The sequence below is a fragment of the Streptomyces sp. NPDC101776 genome, from assembly GCF_044766845.1.
In the GTDB taxonomy this organism is placed as follows: Bacteria; Actinomycetota; Actinomycetes; order Streptomycetales; family Streptomycetaceae; genus Streptomyces.
Map to the genome: position 1 here is coordinate 370,879 of NZ_JBIWMV010000004.1, position 14,552 is coordinate 385,430.

Consider the following 14,552-nt stretch of genomic DNA (forward strand, 5'->3'; position numbering starts at 1 on the left):
GAACTCGTCTGCGAGCTCATGACCTGGGCGGGAACAGGGAAGGGATCAGGGGCGGGAACAGGCGGTCAGAGTTAGAGTAACCGAACGATCGGTCGGGACAAGGGGGTCCGCCGCATCTGTGGAAAACCCCGTGCGGGAGGATCGCGCACATGACAGCACTCGACCTCAGCAGCCCCGTGGCCGTCGTCGGCACCGGCACCATGGGCCAGGGCATCGCCCAGGTCGCGCTGACCGCGGGCCACGTCGTACGGCTGTACGACGCCGTACCGGGACGGGCCAGGGAGGCGACCGCCGCCATCGGCGCCCGGCTCGACCGGCTCGTCGAGAAGGACCGGCTCACCGCCGCCGACCGGGACGCCGCGCACGCCCGGCTGCTGCCCGCCGAGGCGCTCGCCGACCTCGCGGACTGCACCCTGGTCGTCGAGGCCGTACTGGAGCGGCTGGACGTCAAACAGCAGCTGATGCGGGACCTGGAGGACATCGTCGGCGAGGACTGTCTGCTCGCCACCAACACCTCGTCGCTGTCGGTGACGGCCATCGGCGGCGCACTGCGCAACCCCGGCCGCTTCGTCGGGCTGCACTTCTTCAACCCGGCGCCCGTGATGCCGCTCGTCGAGGTCGTCTCCGGGTTCGCCACCGACGTCACGTCGGCCACGCGCGCGTACGAGATGTCCCGCGCCTGGGGCAAGACCCCCGTCGCCTGCGCCGACACCCCCGGATTCATCGTCAACCGCATCGCCCGGCCTTTCTACGCCGAGGCCTTCGCGGTCTACGAGGCTCAGGCCGCCGACCCGGCCACCATCGACGCGGTCCTGCGCGAGGCCGGCGGCTTCAAGATGGGCGCCTTCGAACTGACCGACCTCATCGGGCAGGACGTCAACGAGTCCGTCACGCACTCCGTGTGGCAGGCCTTCTTCCAGGACGTGCGCTTCACGCCCTCGCTCGCGCAGCGCCGGCTGATCGAGTCCGGCCGCCTCGGCCGCAAGACCGGGCACGGTTGGTACGACCACGGTGACGACGCCGAGCAGCCCGAGCCGCACACCGCGGAACCGGCCCAGGCGCCCGCGTACGTCGTCGTGGAGGGCGACCTGGGCCCCGCGGCCGACCTGGTCGCGCTGATCCGCGAGGCGGGCATCGTCGTCCGCGAGGAGGAAGAGGACCACGGCACCCGGATGGTGCTGCCCGGCGGCGGTCAACTGGCGCTCGCGGACGGGCAGACCTCCGTCGAGTTCCGTGACGTCGTCTACTTCGACCTCGCCCTCGACTACCGCAGGGCCGGCCGTATCGCCCTGTCCGCCTCCCAGGACACCGCCTCCCAGACCCTCACCGAGGCGACCGGCCTCTTCCAGGCGCTCGGCAAGAACGTCAGCGTCGTAGGGGACGCCCCCGGGATGATCGTCGCCCGCACGGTGGCCCGGATCGTCGACCTCGCGCACGACGCCGTGGCCAAGGGCGTCGCCACCGAGGAGGACATCGACACCGCGATGCGGCTGGGTGTCAACTACCCTCTGGGTCCGTTCGAATGGAGCCGCAGGCTCGGCCGGAGCTGGGCCTACGACCTCCTGGACGACCTGCACCTGCGTGACCCGTCGGGACGGTACGCGCCGTCCCTCGCGCTCTACCGCCACGCGTACGCCACCGAGAAGCGGGAGGGCACCCCATGACCACCGCCAAGCGCGACACGTACACCCCGGAGACGCTGCTCTCCGTAGCCGTGCAGGTCTTCATCGAGCGCGGCTACGACGGCACCTCCATGGAGCACCTCGCCAAGGCGGCCGGTATCTCCAAGTCGTCGATCTACCACCACGTCACCGGCAAGGAGGAACTGCTGCGCCGCGCCGTCAGCCGCGCCCTGGACGGTCTCTTCGGGATCCTCGACGAGGAGCACGCACGCGTGGGACGCGCCGTCGAGCGGCTGGAGTACGTCGTACGGCGGATGGTCGAGGTGCTGACCTCCGAGCTGCCGTACGTGACGCTGCTGCTGCGGGTGCGGGGCAACACCGACGCCGAGCGGTGGGCCCTGGAGCGGCGCCGGGACTTCGACCACCGGGTGGCCGATCTGCTGAAGGCCGCGGCGGCCGACGGCGATGTGCGCGGTGACGTGGAGGTACGGCTCGCGACCCGGCTCGTCTTCGGGATGATCAACTCCATCGTGGAGTGGTACCGGCCCGACGGGCGGGGCATGGGCGAGCGCGAAGTGACCGACGCGGTGGCCGAGTTGGTGTTCTCCGGGCTGCGCGCGCAGAACTGAGCCCCTAGGGGTGCGGGTCAGCCCTGGGGCTCCAGGTCCTCCTCCTCGAACACCAGCAGCGTGCGCGTGCTGAGCACCTCGGGGATCGCCTGGAGCCGGTTGAGGACCAGGTCGCGCAGCGCCCGGTTGTCCAGGGTGTGCACCAGGAGCAGCACGTCGAAGTCGCCGCCCACCTGCGCGATGTGCGAGGCGCCCGGCAGGAGTCTGAGCTGTTCGCGGACCGTGCGCCAGGAGTTCTGCACGATCTTCAGGGTGATGTACGCCGAGGTGCCCTGCCCCGCGCGTTCATGGTCGACCCGGGCGCCGAAGCCGCGGATGACGCCGTCCTCGATGAGCCGGTTGATCCGCGCGTAGGCGTTGGCGCGCGAGACGTGCACCCGTTCGGCGACCGACCTTATCGACGCGCGGCCGTCCGCCTGGAGCATCTTCAGGATGTCCTGGTCGATGGCGTCCAGCGGACGCGGGGGCGGCAGGGCACTGCTGTCGTCCGGGCCTTCGGCCATTTGTTCAGGTGCCATGTCCCCCCGCCTCCCTACCATGGACGTACTGCGTTCATTTCAGGTTGTGGAGAACCGTTTGTCCACAGCCTGGAGGTGCCTGTAGCCAAAATGTGCCGACGACCGAACAATCGGTAGGGAGGCGCGGCACGTCCGACGCGCCTCTCCGAGCCACTCCCCCGAGGAGGTGCCGTCATGACGGTCATGGAGCAGCGGGGCGCGTACCGGCCCACACCGCCGCCCGCCTGGCAGCCGCGCACGGACCCCGCGCCGCTGCTGCCCGACGCCGCGCCCTACCGCGTCCTCGGCACCGGGGCCGCCGCGCAGGCCGACCCCGGGCTGCTGCGCCGGCTCTACGCCGAGCTGGTGCGTGGCCGCCGGTACAACGCGCAGGCCACCGCCCTCACCAAGCAGGGCCGGCTCGCCGTGTACCCCTCCACCACCGGGCAGGAGGCCTGCGAGGTCGCCGCCGCGCTGGTCCTCCAGGAGCAGGACTGGCTCTTCCCCAGCTATCGCGACACCCTCGCGGCCGTCGCCCGCGGCCTCGACCCCGTGCAGGCCCTCACCCTGCTGCGCGGCGACTGGCACACCGGCTACGACCCGCGCGAGCACCGCATCGCCCCGCTGAGCACCCCCCTCGCCACCCAGCTCCCGCACGCGGTGGGCCTCGCCCACGCGGCCCGCCTCAAGGGCGACGACGTGGTCGCGCTCGCCATGGTCGGCGACGGCGGCACCAGTGAGGGCGACTTCCACGAGGCGCTGAACTTCGCCGCCGTCTGGCAGGCCCCGGTCGTCTTCCTGGTCCAGAACAACGGCTTCGCGATCTCCGTCCCCCTCGCCAAGCAGACCGCGGCCCCCTCCCTGGCCCACAAGGCCGTCGGCTACGGCATGCCCGGCCGCCTGGTCGACGGCAACGACGCGGTCGCCGTGCACGAGGTGCTGAGCGACGCCGTACGGCACGCGCGCGAGGGCGGCGGTCCCACGCTCGTCGAGGCGATCACGTACCGCATCGAGGCCCACACCAACGCCGACGACGCGACCCGATACCGGGGCGACGCCGAGGTCGAGGCCTGGCGGGCACACGACCCGATCGCCCTCCTGGAGCACGAGCTGACCGAGCGCGGGCTCATCGACGAGGCCGGCATCCAGGCCGCGCGCGACGCTGCCGAGACCATGGCGGCCGAGCTGCGCGCGCACATGAACCAGGACCCGGTGCTCGACCCCATGGACCTGTTCGCCGACGTGTATGCCGAGCCCACCCCCCAACTGCGCGAACAGCGCGAACAGTTGGCGGCCGAGCTCGCGGCCGAGCGGGAGGGGACGCACTCATGACCACCGTCGCCCTCAAGCCCGCCACCATGGCGCAGGCCCTCACGCGCGCGTTGCGTGACGCCATGGCCGCCGACCCCACCGTGCACGTCATGGGCGAGGACGTCGGCACCCTCGGCGGCGTCTTCCGCGTCACCGACGGCCTCGCCAAGGAGTTCGGCGAGGACCGCTGCACGGACACCCCCCTCGCCGAGGCCGGCATCCTCGGCACGGCCGTCGGCATGGCGATGTACGGCCTGCGCCCGGTCGTCGAGATGCAGTTCGACGCCTTCGCCTACCCGGCGTTCGAGCAACTGATCAGCCACGTCTCCCGCATGCGCAACCGCACCCGCGGCGCCATGCCCCTCCCGATCACTGTCCGCGTCCCCTACGGCGGCGGCATCGGCGGCGTCGAGCACCACAGCGACTCCTCCGAGGCCTACTACATGGCCACCCCGGGCCTGCACGTCGTCACCCCCGCCACGGTCGCCGACGCCTACGGCCTGCTGCGCGCCGCCATCGCCTCCGACGACCCGGTCGTCTTCCTGGAGCCCAAGCGCCTCTACTGGTCGAAGGACACCTGGAACCCCGACGAGCCGACCCCCGTCGACCCGATCGGCCGCGCGGTCGTCCGCCGCCCCGGCCGCAGCGCCACCCTCATCACCTACGGCCCCTCCCTGCCCGTCTGCCTCGAAGCCGCCGAGGCGGCCCGGGCCGAGGGCTGGGACCTCGAAGTCGTCGACCTGCGCTCCCTGGTGCCCTTCGACGACGAGACGGTCTGCGCGTCCGTACGGCGCACCGGCCGCGCCCTCGTCGTGCACGAGTCGGGCGGCTACGGCGGCCCGGGCGGCGAGATCGCGGCCCGCGTCACCGAGCGCTGCTTCCACCACCTGGAGGCGCCGGTGCTGCGCGTCGCGGGGTTCGACATCCCGTACCCGCCGCCGATGCTGGAGCGGCACCACCTGCCCGGCGTCGACCGGATCCTGGACGCCGTGGGCCGCTTGCAGTGGGAGGCGGAGAACTGATGGCACAGGTACTGGAGTTCAAGCTCCCCGACCTCGGCGAGGGCCTCACCGAGGCGGAGATCGTGCGCTGGCTGGTCCAGGTCGGCGACGTCGTCGCCATCGACCAACCGGTCGTCGAGGTCGAGACGGCCAAGGCGATGGTCGAGGTCCCCTGCCCCTACGGCGGCGTCGTCACGGCCCGCTTCGGCGAGGAGGGTGCCGAACTGCCCGTGGGCGCCCCGCTGTTGACGGTCGCGGTGGGTTCGCCGACGGGCGAAACCGGCGCCGAGACCGAGGGCTCGGGGAACGTGCTGGTGGGCTACGGCACGGGGGCGCCTCCGGCGCGGCGGCGACGGGTACGGCGGATGGGGCCCGGTGTCGTCACCTCGGTCGAGGACGCGCCCGCCGCTCCGGACGACGGGCCCGTACCCGTGATCTCGCCCCTCGTACGACGGCTCGCGCGCGAGAACGGCCTGGAACTGCGGGAGTTGACGGGTTCCGGACGGGACGGGCTGATCCTGCGGGCGGACGTCGAGAAGGCGCTCCGCGCGGCGGCGGCCCAGGAGGCGACAGCGCAGGAAGCGACGCTCCTCCCCCCGGCCACACCTCCCACCGCCCCGGCCACACTCCCCACTCCCACCCCCACGACGACCGACGGAGTCACCCGCACCCCCCTCCGCGGCATCCGGGGCGTCGTGGCCGACAAGCTCTCCCGCAGCCGCCGGGAGATCCCCGACGCGACCTGCTGGGTGGACGCCGACGCGACGGAGCTGATGCGTGCCCGCGCGGCCATGAACGCCGGCGCCGGGCCCAAGATCTCCGTACTGGCGCTCCTCGCCCGGATCTGCACGGCCGCGCTGGCCCGGTTCCCTGAGCTCAACTCCAGTGTGGACACGGCCGCGAGGGAGGTCGTCCGGTTCGACCGGATCCACCTCGGCTTCGCCGCGCAGACCGAACGCGGGCTCGTCGTGCCCGTCGTACGGGACGCGCACACGCGGGACGCGGAGGCACTGAGCACGGAGTTCGCCCGGCTCACCGACGCTGCCCGGACCGGGACGCTGACGCCCGGGGACCTCACCGGCGGCACCTTCACGCTCAACAACTACGGGGTGTTCGGCGTCGACGGTTCCACGCCGATCATCAACCACCCCGAGGCGGCCATGCTCGGCGTCGGCCGTATCGTCCCCAAACCCTGGGTGCACGAGGGCGAGTTGGCGGTCCGGCAGGTCGTCCAGCTCTCGCTCACCTTCGACCACCGGGTGTGCGACGGCGGCACGGCGGGCGGTTTCCTGCGGTATGTGGCGGACTGTGTGGAACAGCCGGCTGTGCTGTTGCGCACCCTGTGATCACGGCGGCGCGGACACGTTCCCTGTGATCAGGGCGGCACGCATACTCGGGGGGTGACCGCGTACGAGCCATCCGACGCCCTCGGCCCCGCGCCGAGCACCGCCGATGCCGTGCCCGACACCCCCCACGACGCGATCGTGCTCGCCGGTGGTGCCGCCCGGCGGCTCGGTGGTGCCGACAAGCCCGGGCTGCGGGTCGGTGGCCGGGCGCTGCTCGACCGGGTGCTCGGCGCCTGTGCCGACGCCGTGACCACGGTCGTCGTGGCCGATCCGAGGCCCACTCTCCGGCCGGTGCGCTGGGCGCGCGAGGACCCGCCCGGCGCGGGCCCGGTCGCCGCGCTCGACGCCGGTCTGCGCCACACCACCGTTGACGCCGTCGTGGTCCTCTCGGCCGATCTGCCGTTCCTCGAAGTGGCCACCGTACGGCGGCTGTTGACCACGTTGCTGAGCAGCGGTGCCGAAGGGGCGCTGCTCACCGACGCCGACGGGCGTGATCAGCCGCTCGTGGCCGCGTACAGGGCGGCGCCGCTCCGCCGAGAGCTGACCGCACTCACAGAAGCGCACGGCGGCCTCACCGGGCTGCCCCTGCGCAGGCTGACCGCCGCGCTCGATCTCACCCGCGTCCCCGACCCCGTCGCGTCCTTCGATTGCGACACCTGGGACGACCTCGTCACCGCCAGGGCACGCATCAGGGAGCATGGGCACGTGTTGGATGAATGGATTTCCGCAGTCAAGGACGAACTGGGCATCGACCTGGAAGTCGACACCGGCATTCTGCTCGACCTCGCCCGCGACGCGGCCCACGGAGTGGCCAGGCCCGCCGCCCCGCTGACCACCTTCCTGGTCGGTTATGCGGCGGCGCAGGGCAAGGGCGGACCCGAAGCGGTCGCCGAGGCCGCCCGCAAGGCCGTCGCCCTCGCGCTGCGCTGGGCGGACGAGGGGGCTTCCGGGGCCACGCCCGTCGCCCCATCCGAAGCAGTCCCGGAGACGAAGGAGCCCGCCCCCGGCCCCGACACGACGTCCGATCCCACGCCCGAGGCCGCCTACAAGTCCGCGCCCGGAGCGAAGCCCGGCGCCGACTCCGAGCTCCGTGCAAAGCCCGGTGCCGCGCCCGGCGCGACCGACGCCACCCCCGACTCCGAGCACCCGACAAAGCCCGGCGCCGCGCAGCAGGCCGCATCCGAGTCGAACCCCGACGCCCCGTCCACCCCGCACCCGGACTCCACCGCATGACCGCGCGCGGCACGCACACGCACACCGGCGGGCACACCCAGGACGTCGAGGATCTCGACGTCGAGGAGGTCCTCGCCCTCGTGAACGCAGGCAGTAGCGGAGACGCCGCCGAGCCTCCGCCCCCACCGCGGGACACGCCCCAACCTCCCGGCGCACCCCACACACCGGAGTCCCGGCACCGAGCCACCCCCTGGCCCGAGGCCCGCAGGATCGCGGCCCGCGCCGCCCGTCCTGGTACCCGCCGTGCCCCCGTCTCCGTGGCCCTCGACTCCGCTCTCGGCCTGGTCCTGGCCGCGCCGCTCGTCGCGCTGAGCGACCTGCCGTCGTTCGACACCTCCGCGATGGACGGCTGGGCGGTCGCGGGCCCCGGCCCCTGGGCCGTACGCGAGGACGGGGTGCTCGCCGGGCACGCGCAGCCCGAGCCGTTGAGCGACGGCGAGGCCGTGCGGATCGCGACCGGCGCCCGGGTCCCCGCCGACGCCACCGGCGTCATCCGCAGCGAACACGGCCGCACCGACGACAAGGGCCGCCTGCACGCGGCCCGGGACGTCGGACACGGCCAGGACATCCGCCCGCGCGGCCAGGAGTGCCGTAGCGGCGACCATCTGCTGCCCGGCGGCACCCTGGTGACCCCGGCGGTGCTCGGTCTCGCCGCGGCCGCCGGCTACGACACGCTCACCGCCGTACCCCGCCCCAGGGTCGAAGTGCTCATCCTGGGCGACGAGTTGCTCACGGCTGGACTGCCCCACGACGGGTTCATCCGGGACGCTCTCGGCCCGATGCTGCCGTCCTGGCTGCGCGCACTCGGCGCCGAGGTGACCGCGGTCCGTCGGCTCGGCGACGACGCGAAGGCGCTGCACAAGGCCGTCACGGGCAGCACCGCCGACCTTGTCGTCACCACAGGCGGCACCGCCTCCGGCCCGGTCGACCACGTCCACGCCACCCTGCATCGCATCGGCGCCGAACTCCTCGTGGACGGCGTGAAGGTACGCCCCGGCCACCCCATGCTGCTGGCCCGCATCAAGGACGACCAGCACCTCGTCGGCCTGCCCGGCAACCCGCTGGCCGCGATCTCCGGCCTGCTCACCCTCGCCGAACCGCTGCTGCGGACCCTGTCGGCACACCCCGCCCCGGAGCCCTACGCGCTGCCCCTCCAGGACGCGGTGCACGGGCACCCGTACGACACCCGGCTCGTCCCCGCCGTACTGCGCGGCGACCGGGCCGTTCCGCTGCACTTCAACGGCCCGGCCATGCTGCGCGGGATCGCGGCGGCCGACGCGCTCGCGGTCGTACCGCCCGGTGGCGCGCGGCAGGGGCAGCAGGCGGAACTCATCGATCTGCCCTGGGCGGCCGCCGGGATCGGGGTGTGTTTCACGTGAAACAATCGGGCCATGATGCGATCGCCCGCCAGGCGGACGAGCATCTCGTGACCCATCGGGTGGAACTCCCGAAGAAAGTGGTCGAGCACCCCTTCCAGCAGGTCGCCAAACGGCTGTCCATCGCGCTGTTGCTGCTGGTCGCGACCGCGTTGATCGTCTATGTCGATCACGAGGGCTACAACGACAACTCGGACGGCTCGGTCGATCTCCTCGATGCCTTCTACTACGCCACGGTCACGCTCTCGACCACCGGCTACGGAGACATCACCCCGGTCAGCGACGGCGCCCGGCTCACCAACATCCTCGTCGTCACGCCGCTGCGGGTGCTGTTCCTGATCGTCCTGGTCGGCACCACCCTCGAAGTCCTCACCGAACGCACCCGGGAGGAATGGCGCCTCAACCGCTGGAGGTCCACCTTGCGGGATCACACCGTCGTCATCGGCTTCGGTACGAAGGGGCGGTCGGCGATCCAGACCGTGTGCGCGACGGGGCTGAAGAAGGAACAGGTCGTCGTGGTCGACCCCAGCGGGAAGGCGATCGAGGCGGCGAGCAGCGAGGGATACGTCGGGGTCGTCGGGGACGCCACCCGCAGCGAGGTCCTGAAGCGGGCCGAGGTGCACAAGGCACGGCAGATCATCATCGCGACACAGCGCGACGACACGGCCGTGCTGGTGACCCTCACGGCCCGGCAGCTCAACCGCGGCGCGAAGATCGTGGCCGCCGTCCGCGAGGAGGAGAACGCGCCGCTGCTCAAGCAGTCCGGCGCCGACGCCGTCATCACCAGCGCCAGCGCGGCCGGCCGGCTGCTCGGCCTGTCCGTGCTCAGCCCCGCCGCCGGCATGGTCATGGAGGACCTCATCCAGCAGGGCAGCGGGCTCGACATGACCGAACGCCCGGTCATAAAGGCCGAGGTGGGCAAGTTGCCGCGCGACACGGACGACCTGGTGGTGAGCGTCGTACGGGGACATCGGGTGCTCGGCTACGACGACCCGGCCATCGGGACGTTGCAACTCACCGACCGGCTCATCACCATCGTGCGGGTCTCGCCGGGTTCACAGGTCGCGCCGGACACCCGGCCGTTGCCGCAATGATCCACTCTCGGCCGCTGCCGCCGTGACCCGCCACCTGCGGCTGTTGTCGCACCGACGACCCACCTTCGGCGGTCGGCCGTACGACGAGGAGTAGCGTCGGGCTCATGCATGCGATCACGATTTCCGAACCTGGTGGGCCCGAGGCGCTGGTGTGGGACGAGGTCCCGGATCCGGTGGCCAGCGAGGGCGAGGTACTGGTCGAGGTGGTGGCCAGCGCGGTCAACCGGGCCGACATCATGCAACGCCAGGGCTTCTACAACCCGCCGCCCGGCGCGTCCCCCTACCCCGGCCTCGAATGCTCCGGCCGGATCACCGAGATCGGTCCCGGCGTCTCCGGATGGTCGGTCGGCGACGAGGTGTGCGCGCTGCTCGCGGGCGGGGGTTACGCCGAGAAGGTCGCCGTTCCGGCCGGGCAGTTGCTGCCCGTGCCCGCGGGCATCGACCTGAAGCAGGCCGCGGCGCTGCCCGAGGTGGTCTGCACGGTCTGGTCCAACGTCTTCATGGTCGCCCACCTCCGCCCCACCGAGACGCTCCTCGTGCACGGCGGTTCCAGCGGCATCGGCACCATGGCGATCCAGCTCGCCAAGGCCGTCGGCGCGAAGGTCGCCGTCACCGCCGGTACCAAGGAGAAGCTCGACTACTGCGCCGAGCTGGGCGCCGACATCCTGATCAACTACCGCGAGCAGGACTTCGTCGCCGAGATCGCGCAGGCCACCGGCGGTGCGGGCGCCGACGTCATCCTCGACAACATGGGCGCCAAGTACCTGGACCGCAACGTCCAGGCCCTCGCGGTCAACGGGCGGCTCGCGATCATCGGATTGCAGGGCGGCATCAAGGCCGAACTCAACATCGCCGCCCTCCTCGGCAAGCGGGCCGCGATCAGCGCGACCTCGCTGCGGGCCCGCCCGCTCGGCGAGAAGGCGGCCATCGTCGCCGCCGTGCGCGAGCATGTGTGGCCGCTGATCGAGTCCGGTCAGATCCGACCGGTCGTCGACCGGGAGCTGGCGATGAGCGAGGCCCCGGCCGCGCACCAGGTGCTGGAGGACAGCGGGCACATCGGGAAGGTGCTGCTCGTCGCGCCGTAGATCCGCGCAGACCCTAGCTCCGGCGTACCCGCAGGCCGATGAAGGCGAGTCCCAGGCCGAGTCCGATGAGGATCAGACCGCTGCCCAGCGGCAGGATCCGCAGCACGGACCCGGCGGGGTCCTCGGCGTGGGTGACCGTCTGGTGCAGGGGCTGAAGCGGCGACGAGGAGGGCACGGGTGCCGCCTCCTGAGACGCGGAGTCGGCGGGCGCGGGACTGTCCTCGTCCACTTTCGGCGCGCTCGTGTCATCGCCGTCACCCTCGCCCCCATCTCCTCCGCCGCTCTCGTCCTCGTCCTCCTCGGCGGTCGGCTCGGCGGTACGGCCCGGCCGTTGCCGTCCTTCGCCCGCCCGGCTTCCGGCCCTGGAGGGATCCGGGGAGGCAGGGGCGAGGGCATCGCCTGGGCCCGGTGCATGGGTCGCGGAATGCGGATGGGGCTGCTCATGGGCGGAGAGGTGGCTGGCATCGGAGCCGGGACGGGCACTGGGGCCGGGGTGCGAGCCGGGCTCGGACGCGGCGGCAGCCGTAGCCCCGTCGCTCCGGACGGCAACCACACCCGGACCACCCCTCACCGCACCCCCCACCTCCCTGCCGTACGCCAGAGCACCCCCGTACGGACCGACCACCGGCCCCGCGCTCAGGGCGAGCAGGAGTCCGGTCGCGCGGAGCAAGGGCGGTGTGCGCAGTGATGGAGTCACGTGCGTGACCCCCTCCCGAAGCCGAGGCGGCAAGATCGACGGAATCAGCGTCACATCGGGTGGGCGCTCCGGCACTCCGGGTTCGGCCATGCGGAGACGGTGGATCACCCTTCGAGGGGGGCACCAGGGTGGTGAGGTGTACGAGTGCGAGAGAATGGCTGCATGGAGATGCCGAGGAACGAAAGGTCACCGGAGAAGCCTCAGATCCTGGTCGTGGGACAGGACGGAATGGCGCTCGGTGGCACCGGGGACGAGGACTCCCGCGAGATCCCGGTGACGGAGATGGTGGAACAGCCTGCCAAGGTCATGCGGATCGGCAGCATGATCAAGCAGCTTCTCGAGGAGGTGCGTGCGGCTCCCCTCGACGAAGCCAGCCGGGTCCGGCTCAAGGAGATCCATCGCAGCTCCGTGAAGGAGCTGGAGGACGGTCTGGCGCCCGAGCTGGTGGACGAGCTGGAGCGGCTGTCGCTGCCGTTCACGGACGACGTGACGCCGAGCGACGCGGAACTGCGCATCTCGCAGGCCCAGTTGGTGGGCTGGCTGGAGGGGCTGTTCCATGGGATCCAGACCACGCTGTTCGCCCAGCAGATGGCCGCGCGGGCGCAGTTGGAGCAGATGCGCCGGGCGCTGCCGCCGGGTGTCGGCGACGGTGCCGAGGAGGGGCAGCCGGGCGCCGGGCGCGTGAGCGGCCCGTACCTGTAAACACCCTCACTTGCCCAAAGGGCCCGGCAGCACTCGCTGCCGGGCCCTTCCACATCACGGGGTCAGGACGGGATCACCGGGTCAGGACGGGTTGCCCGTCGACACACCCAGCTGGATCTGGGGCATGTCCTTGGGGTCCACGTCCGTGCCGGCCGCCGGGAACTGTTCCATGACCGTGCCCTGGCCGTAGGTGTTCTCGTCCTGGGACTTGACCTTCACCTTCCAGCCCGCGGCCTGGAGGCAGGTCTTGACCGAGTCGATGTACTTGAACTGGAAGTCCGGGACCTGGATCTTGCCGGGGTCGTTGTACGACTCCTCGGGCTCCGTGCACGCGGTCGTCTCGACGGTCTTGGACGTGTCGCCGTCGCGGTGGCCCTCGACCGCCGTCACCGAGGTGCTCGCACTCGCGCTGCTGTCGCCGCCCTTCGCGTCGTCATCGCCGCCGCCGTTCAGCGACAGGGCGACGATCAGGGCGCCGATCGCGAGGACGGCGACAACGGCGGAGCCGATGATCACCGGTCTGTTGCTCCTGCCGCCATCCCCCGGCTGGGGTGCCAGGTTGTACGGCGGCGGGGTCGCGATGCCCTGCTGCCCGAACCCGGCCGAGGGCGGCGTCTGATAGCCGGCCGGCTGCGGATAGCCGTAGGCCGGTGCGGGCGCGTGCGCGGGTGCGCCGCCGTAGGGACCCGGCTGGTACGGCGTCTGTACGGGGCCGGAGGGCGCCGGGGCCGCCTGGTCGACCGGCGGGAACACCGCGGCGCCGACGCCGGCGCCGCTCTGCGCGGGCGTGCCCGGGACGATGCTCGGGGCAGCCGTGTGCAGCGAGTTCGCGACCCGCAGACACTCGTCGCGCATGGTCTCGGCGCTGGGGAAGCGCTCGTTCGGGTTCTTCTTCAGCGCGCGGGCGACGAGCGCGTCCACGGCCGGCGGCAGGGAACGGTTGATCGAGGAGGGCGCGACCGGCTCCTCCTGAACATGCGCGTACGCGATGGCCAGCGGCGAGTCCGCGTCGAACGGCAGTCGCCCGGTGACCAGTTGGAACAGCATGATGCCGACCGAGTACAGGTCGCTGCGCGCGTCCACGCCCCGGCCGAGCGCCTGCTCCGGCGAGAGGTACTGCGGGGTGCCGACGACCATGCCGGTCTGGGTCATCGACGTGACCCCGGACTGCATGGCGCGGGCGATGCCGAAGTCCATGACCTTGACGACCCCGCGCTTGGTCATCATCACGTTGCCCGGCTTGATGTCCCGGTGCACCAGGCCCATCTCGTGACTGATGTCGAGCGCGGCCAGCACGTCCGCGGTGATCCGCAGCGCCTTGTCGGCGGGCATCGCGCCCACCTGCCGTACGTCCTCGTCGAGCACGGAGCCGAGCGGGCGGCCCTCGACGTACTCCATGACGATGTACGGCATCGTCGTGCCGTCGAGGGCGTCCTCGCCGGTGTCGAAGACCGAGACGATGTTGGTGTGGGTGAGCTTGGCCACGGCCTGGGCCTCGCGGCGGAAACGCTCGCGGAAGGCCTGTTCCCGGCCGAGTTCGGTATGCAGTGTCTTGATCGCGACCTGGCGGTCGAGCACCGAGTCGTAGGCCAGGTGCACCGAGGCCATGCCGCCCTCGCCGAGCAGATCACGCAGTTGATACCGGCCACCTGCCAGCGCGCGCCCCGCGTACCGGCCCTGTGCGCCGTCCTGACTCATCTTCCGTGTCCCCCATCGGCGCCGGCTCAGTGATCGAACGTGCGATTCCCGGCCAAGTCTGCCGGAGGGCACTGACACGTCAAGCGCGGTGCCCGATCCGTGACCGTACGCGAAAGAAGAGCCGCGGAAGCGTTACAGGTGCTGTACAGGCGGTACACGGAACTTGCACGACGGCACGTGATACCGATTTGATGACCGGTCCGTCTCCGGACGATTCCGGCACTGATCCCGGACCGACGGCTTGCGCCGAGCCTGTAGCGT

12 protein-coding genes and 1 pseudogene are annotated in these 14,552 nt (G+C 71.8%); 10 read left to right on the forward strand and 3 right to left on the reverse strand.

What is annotated here, in order from left to right; genetic code table 11:
- Nucleotides 1-149: 149 nt before the first annotated feature.
- On the forward strand, nt 150-1,664 hold the full coding sequence (locus ACIRRY_RS16940) for a 3-hydroxyacyl-CoA dehydrogenase (RefSeq protein WP_403972959.1): 1,515 nt from the start codon (nt 150-152) through the stop codon (nt 1,662-1,664).
- Nucleotides 1,661-2,251, forward strand: coding sequence for a TetR/AcrR family transcriptional regulator (locus ACIRRY_RS16945; protein ID WP_403972961.1), 591 nt, complete (start codon nt 1,661-1,663; stop codon nt 2,249-2,251). The genes ACIRRY_RS16940 and ACIRRY_RS16945 overlap by 4 nt, the downstream gene beginning before the upstream one ends.
- Nucleotides 2,252-2,268: 17 nt before the next feature.
- Here ACIRRY_RS16945 and ACIRRY_RS16950 read toward each other — a convergent pair whose 3' ends face one another.
- Nucleotides 2,269-2,754 carry an Lrp/AsnC family transcriptional regulator gene (locus ACIRRY_RS16950; protein WP_403973616.1) on the reverse strand — a complete coding sequence of 162 codons (486 nt, stop codon included), beginning with the start codon at nt 2,752-2,754 and terminating at the stop codon, nt 2,269-2,271.
- A 189-nt stretch (nt 2,755-2,943) separates the two neighbouring features.
- On the opposite strand from ACIRRY_RS16950, the gene pdhA reads away from it, so the two are divergent.
- From pdhA to ACIRRY_RS16985, 7 genes and pseudogenes are all read left to right on the forward strand, one after another.
- Nucleotides 2,944-4,080 carry a pyruvate dehydrogenase (acetyl-transferring) E1 component subunit alpha gene (gene pdhA / locus ACIRRY_RS16955; RefSeq protein WP_403972963.1) on the forward strand — a complete coding sequence of 379 codons (1,137 nt, stop codon included), beginning with the start codon at nt 2,944-2,946 and terminating at the stop codon, nt 4,078-4,080.
- Nucleotides 4,077-5,081, forward strand: a complete 1,005-nt coding sequence (locus tag ACIRRY_RS16960) for an alpha-ketoacid dehydrogenase subunit beta (RefSeq protein ID WP_403972966.1) — start codon at nt 4,077-4,079, stop codon at nt 5,079-5,081. Before pdhA ends, ACIRRY_RS16960 begins: the two co-directional genes overlap by 4 nt.
- On the forward strand, nt 5,081-6,406 hold the full coding sequence (locus tag ACIRRY_RS16965) for a dihydrolipoamide acetyltransferase family protein (RefSeq protein ID WP_403972968.1): 1,326 nt from the start codon (nt 5,081-5,083) through the stop codon (nt 6,404-6,406). Before ACIRRY_RS16960 ends, ACIRRY_RS16965 begins: the two co-directional genes overlap by 1 nt.
- Nucleotides 6,407-6,460: 54 nt before the next feature.
- Nucleotides 6,461-7,378, forward strand: a pseudogene (locus ACIRRY_RS16970) (NTP transferase domain-containing protein); the annotation flags it as partial.
- Between the two features lie 257 nt (nt 7,379-7,635).
- Entirely contained in the window at nt 7,636-9,018 is a 1,383-nt protein-coding gene (locus tag ACIRRY_RS16975) for a molybdopterin molybdotransferase MoeA (RefSeq protein WP_403972971.1), read from the forward strand.
- Nucleotides 9,015-10,109, forward strand: coding sequence for a potassium channel family protein (locus ACIRRY_RS16980; RefSeq protein ID WP_403972974.1), 1,095 nt, complete (start codon nt 9,015-9,017; stop codon nt 10,107-10,109). The genes ACIRRY_RS16975 and ACIRRY_RS16980 overlap by 4 nt, the downstream gene beginning before the upstream one ends.
- Nucleotides 10,110-10,213: 104 nt before the next feature.
- Nucleotides 10,214-11,194, forward strand: coding sequence for an NAD(P)H-quinone oxidoreductase (locus tag ACIRRY_RS16985; RefSeq protein WP_403972975.1), 981 nt, complete (start codon nt 10,214-10,216; stop codon nt 11,192-11,194).
- Nucleotides 11,195-11,207: 13 nt separating this feature from the next.
- Here the strand turns inward: ACIRRY_RS16985 and ACIRRY_RS16990 are convergent, their stop codons facing one another.
- Complete coding sequence (locus ACIRRY_RS16990) at nt 11,208-11,891, reverse strand: hypothetical protein (RefSeq protein ID WP_403972978.1); 684 nt, start codon at nt 11,889-11,891, stop codon at nt 11,208-11,210.
- A gap of 162 nt (nt 11,892-12,053) precedes the next feature.
- Between ACIRRY_RS16990 and ACIRRY_RS16995 the strand changes: the two genes are divergently transcribed.
- Entirely contained in the window at nt 12,054-12,593 is a 540-nt protein-coding gene (locus tag ACIRRY_RS16995; protein WP_403972980.1) for a bacterial proteasome activator family protein, read from the forward strand.
- 81 nt (nt 12,594-12,674) lie between these two features.
- Here the strand turns inward: ACIRRY_RS16995 and ACIRRY_RS17000 are convergent, their stop codons facing one another.
- A complete protein-coding gene (locus ACIRRY_RS17000; RefSeq protein ID WP_403972982.1) occupies nt 12,675-14,291 on the reverse strand; it encodes a protein kinase in 1,617 nt (538 codons plus the stop codon).
- Nucleotides 14,292-14,552: the final 261 nt, after the last annotated feature.

Excerpts from the sequence above, each read along its gene's own strand:
- ACIRRY_RS16940 (WP_403972959.1), top strand. The coding sequence starts at position 150 with ATGACAGCACTCGACCTCAGCAGCCCCGTGGCCGTCGTCGGCACCGGC.
- ACIRRY_RS16950 (WP_403973616.1), bottom strand. The coding sequence starts at position 2,754 with ATGGCCGAAGGCCCGGACGACAGCAGTGCCCTGCCGCCCCCGCGTCCG.
- ACIRRY_RS16960 (WP_403972966.1), top strand. The coding sequence starts at position 4,077 with ATGACCACCGTCGCCCTCAAGCCCGCCACCATGGCGCAGGCCCTCACG.
- ACIRRY_RS16995 (WP_403972980.1), top strand. The coding sequence starts at position 12,054 with ATGGAGATGCCGAGGAACGAAAGGTCACCGGAGAAGCCTCAGATCCTG.
- pdhA (WP_403972963.1), top strand. The coding sequence starts at position 2,944 with ATGACGGTCATGGAGCAGCGGGGCGCGTACCGGCCCACACCGCCGCCC.
- ACIRRY_RS16965 (WP_403972968.1), top strand. The coding sequence starts at position 5,081 with ATGGCACAGGTACTGGAGTTCAAGCTCCCCGACCTCGGCGAGGGCCTC.
- ACIRRY_RS16975 (WP_403972971.1), top strand. The coding sequence starts at position 7,636 with ATGACCGCGCGCGGCACGCACACGCACACCGGCGGGCACACCCAGGAC.
- ACIRRY_RS17000 (WP_403972982.1), bottom strand. The coding sequence starts at position 14,291 with ATGAGTCAGGACGGCGCACAGGGCCGGTACGCGGGGCGCGCGCTGGCA.
- ACIRRY_RS16945 (WP_403972961.1), top strand. The coding sequence starts at position 1,661 with ATGACCACCGCCAAGCGCGACACGTACACCCCGGAGACGCTGCTCTCC.
- ACIRRY_RS16985 (WP_403972975.1), top strand. The coding sequence starts at position 10,214 with ATGCATGCGATCACGATTTCCGAACCTGGTGGGCCCGAGGCGCTGGTG.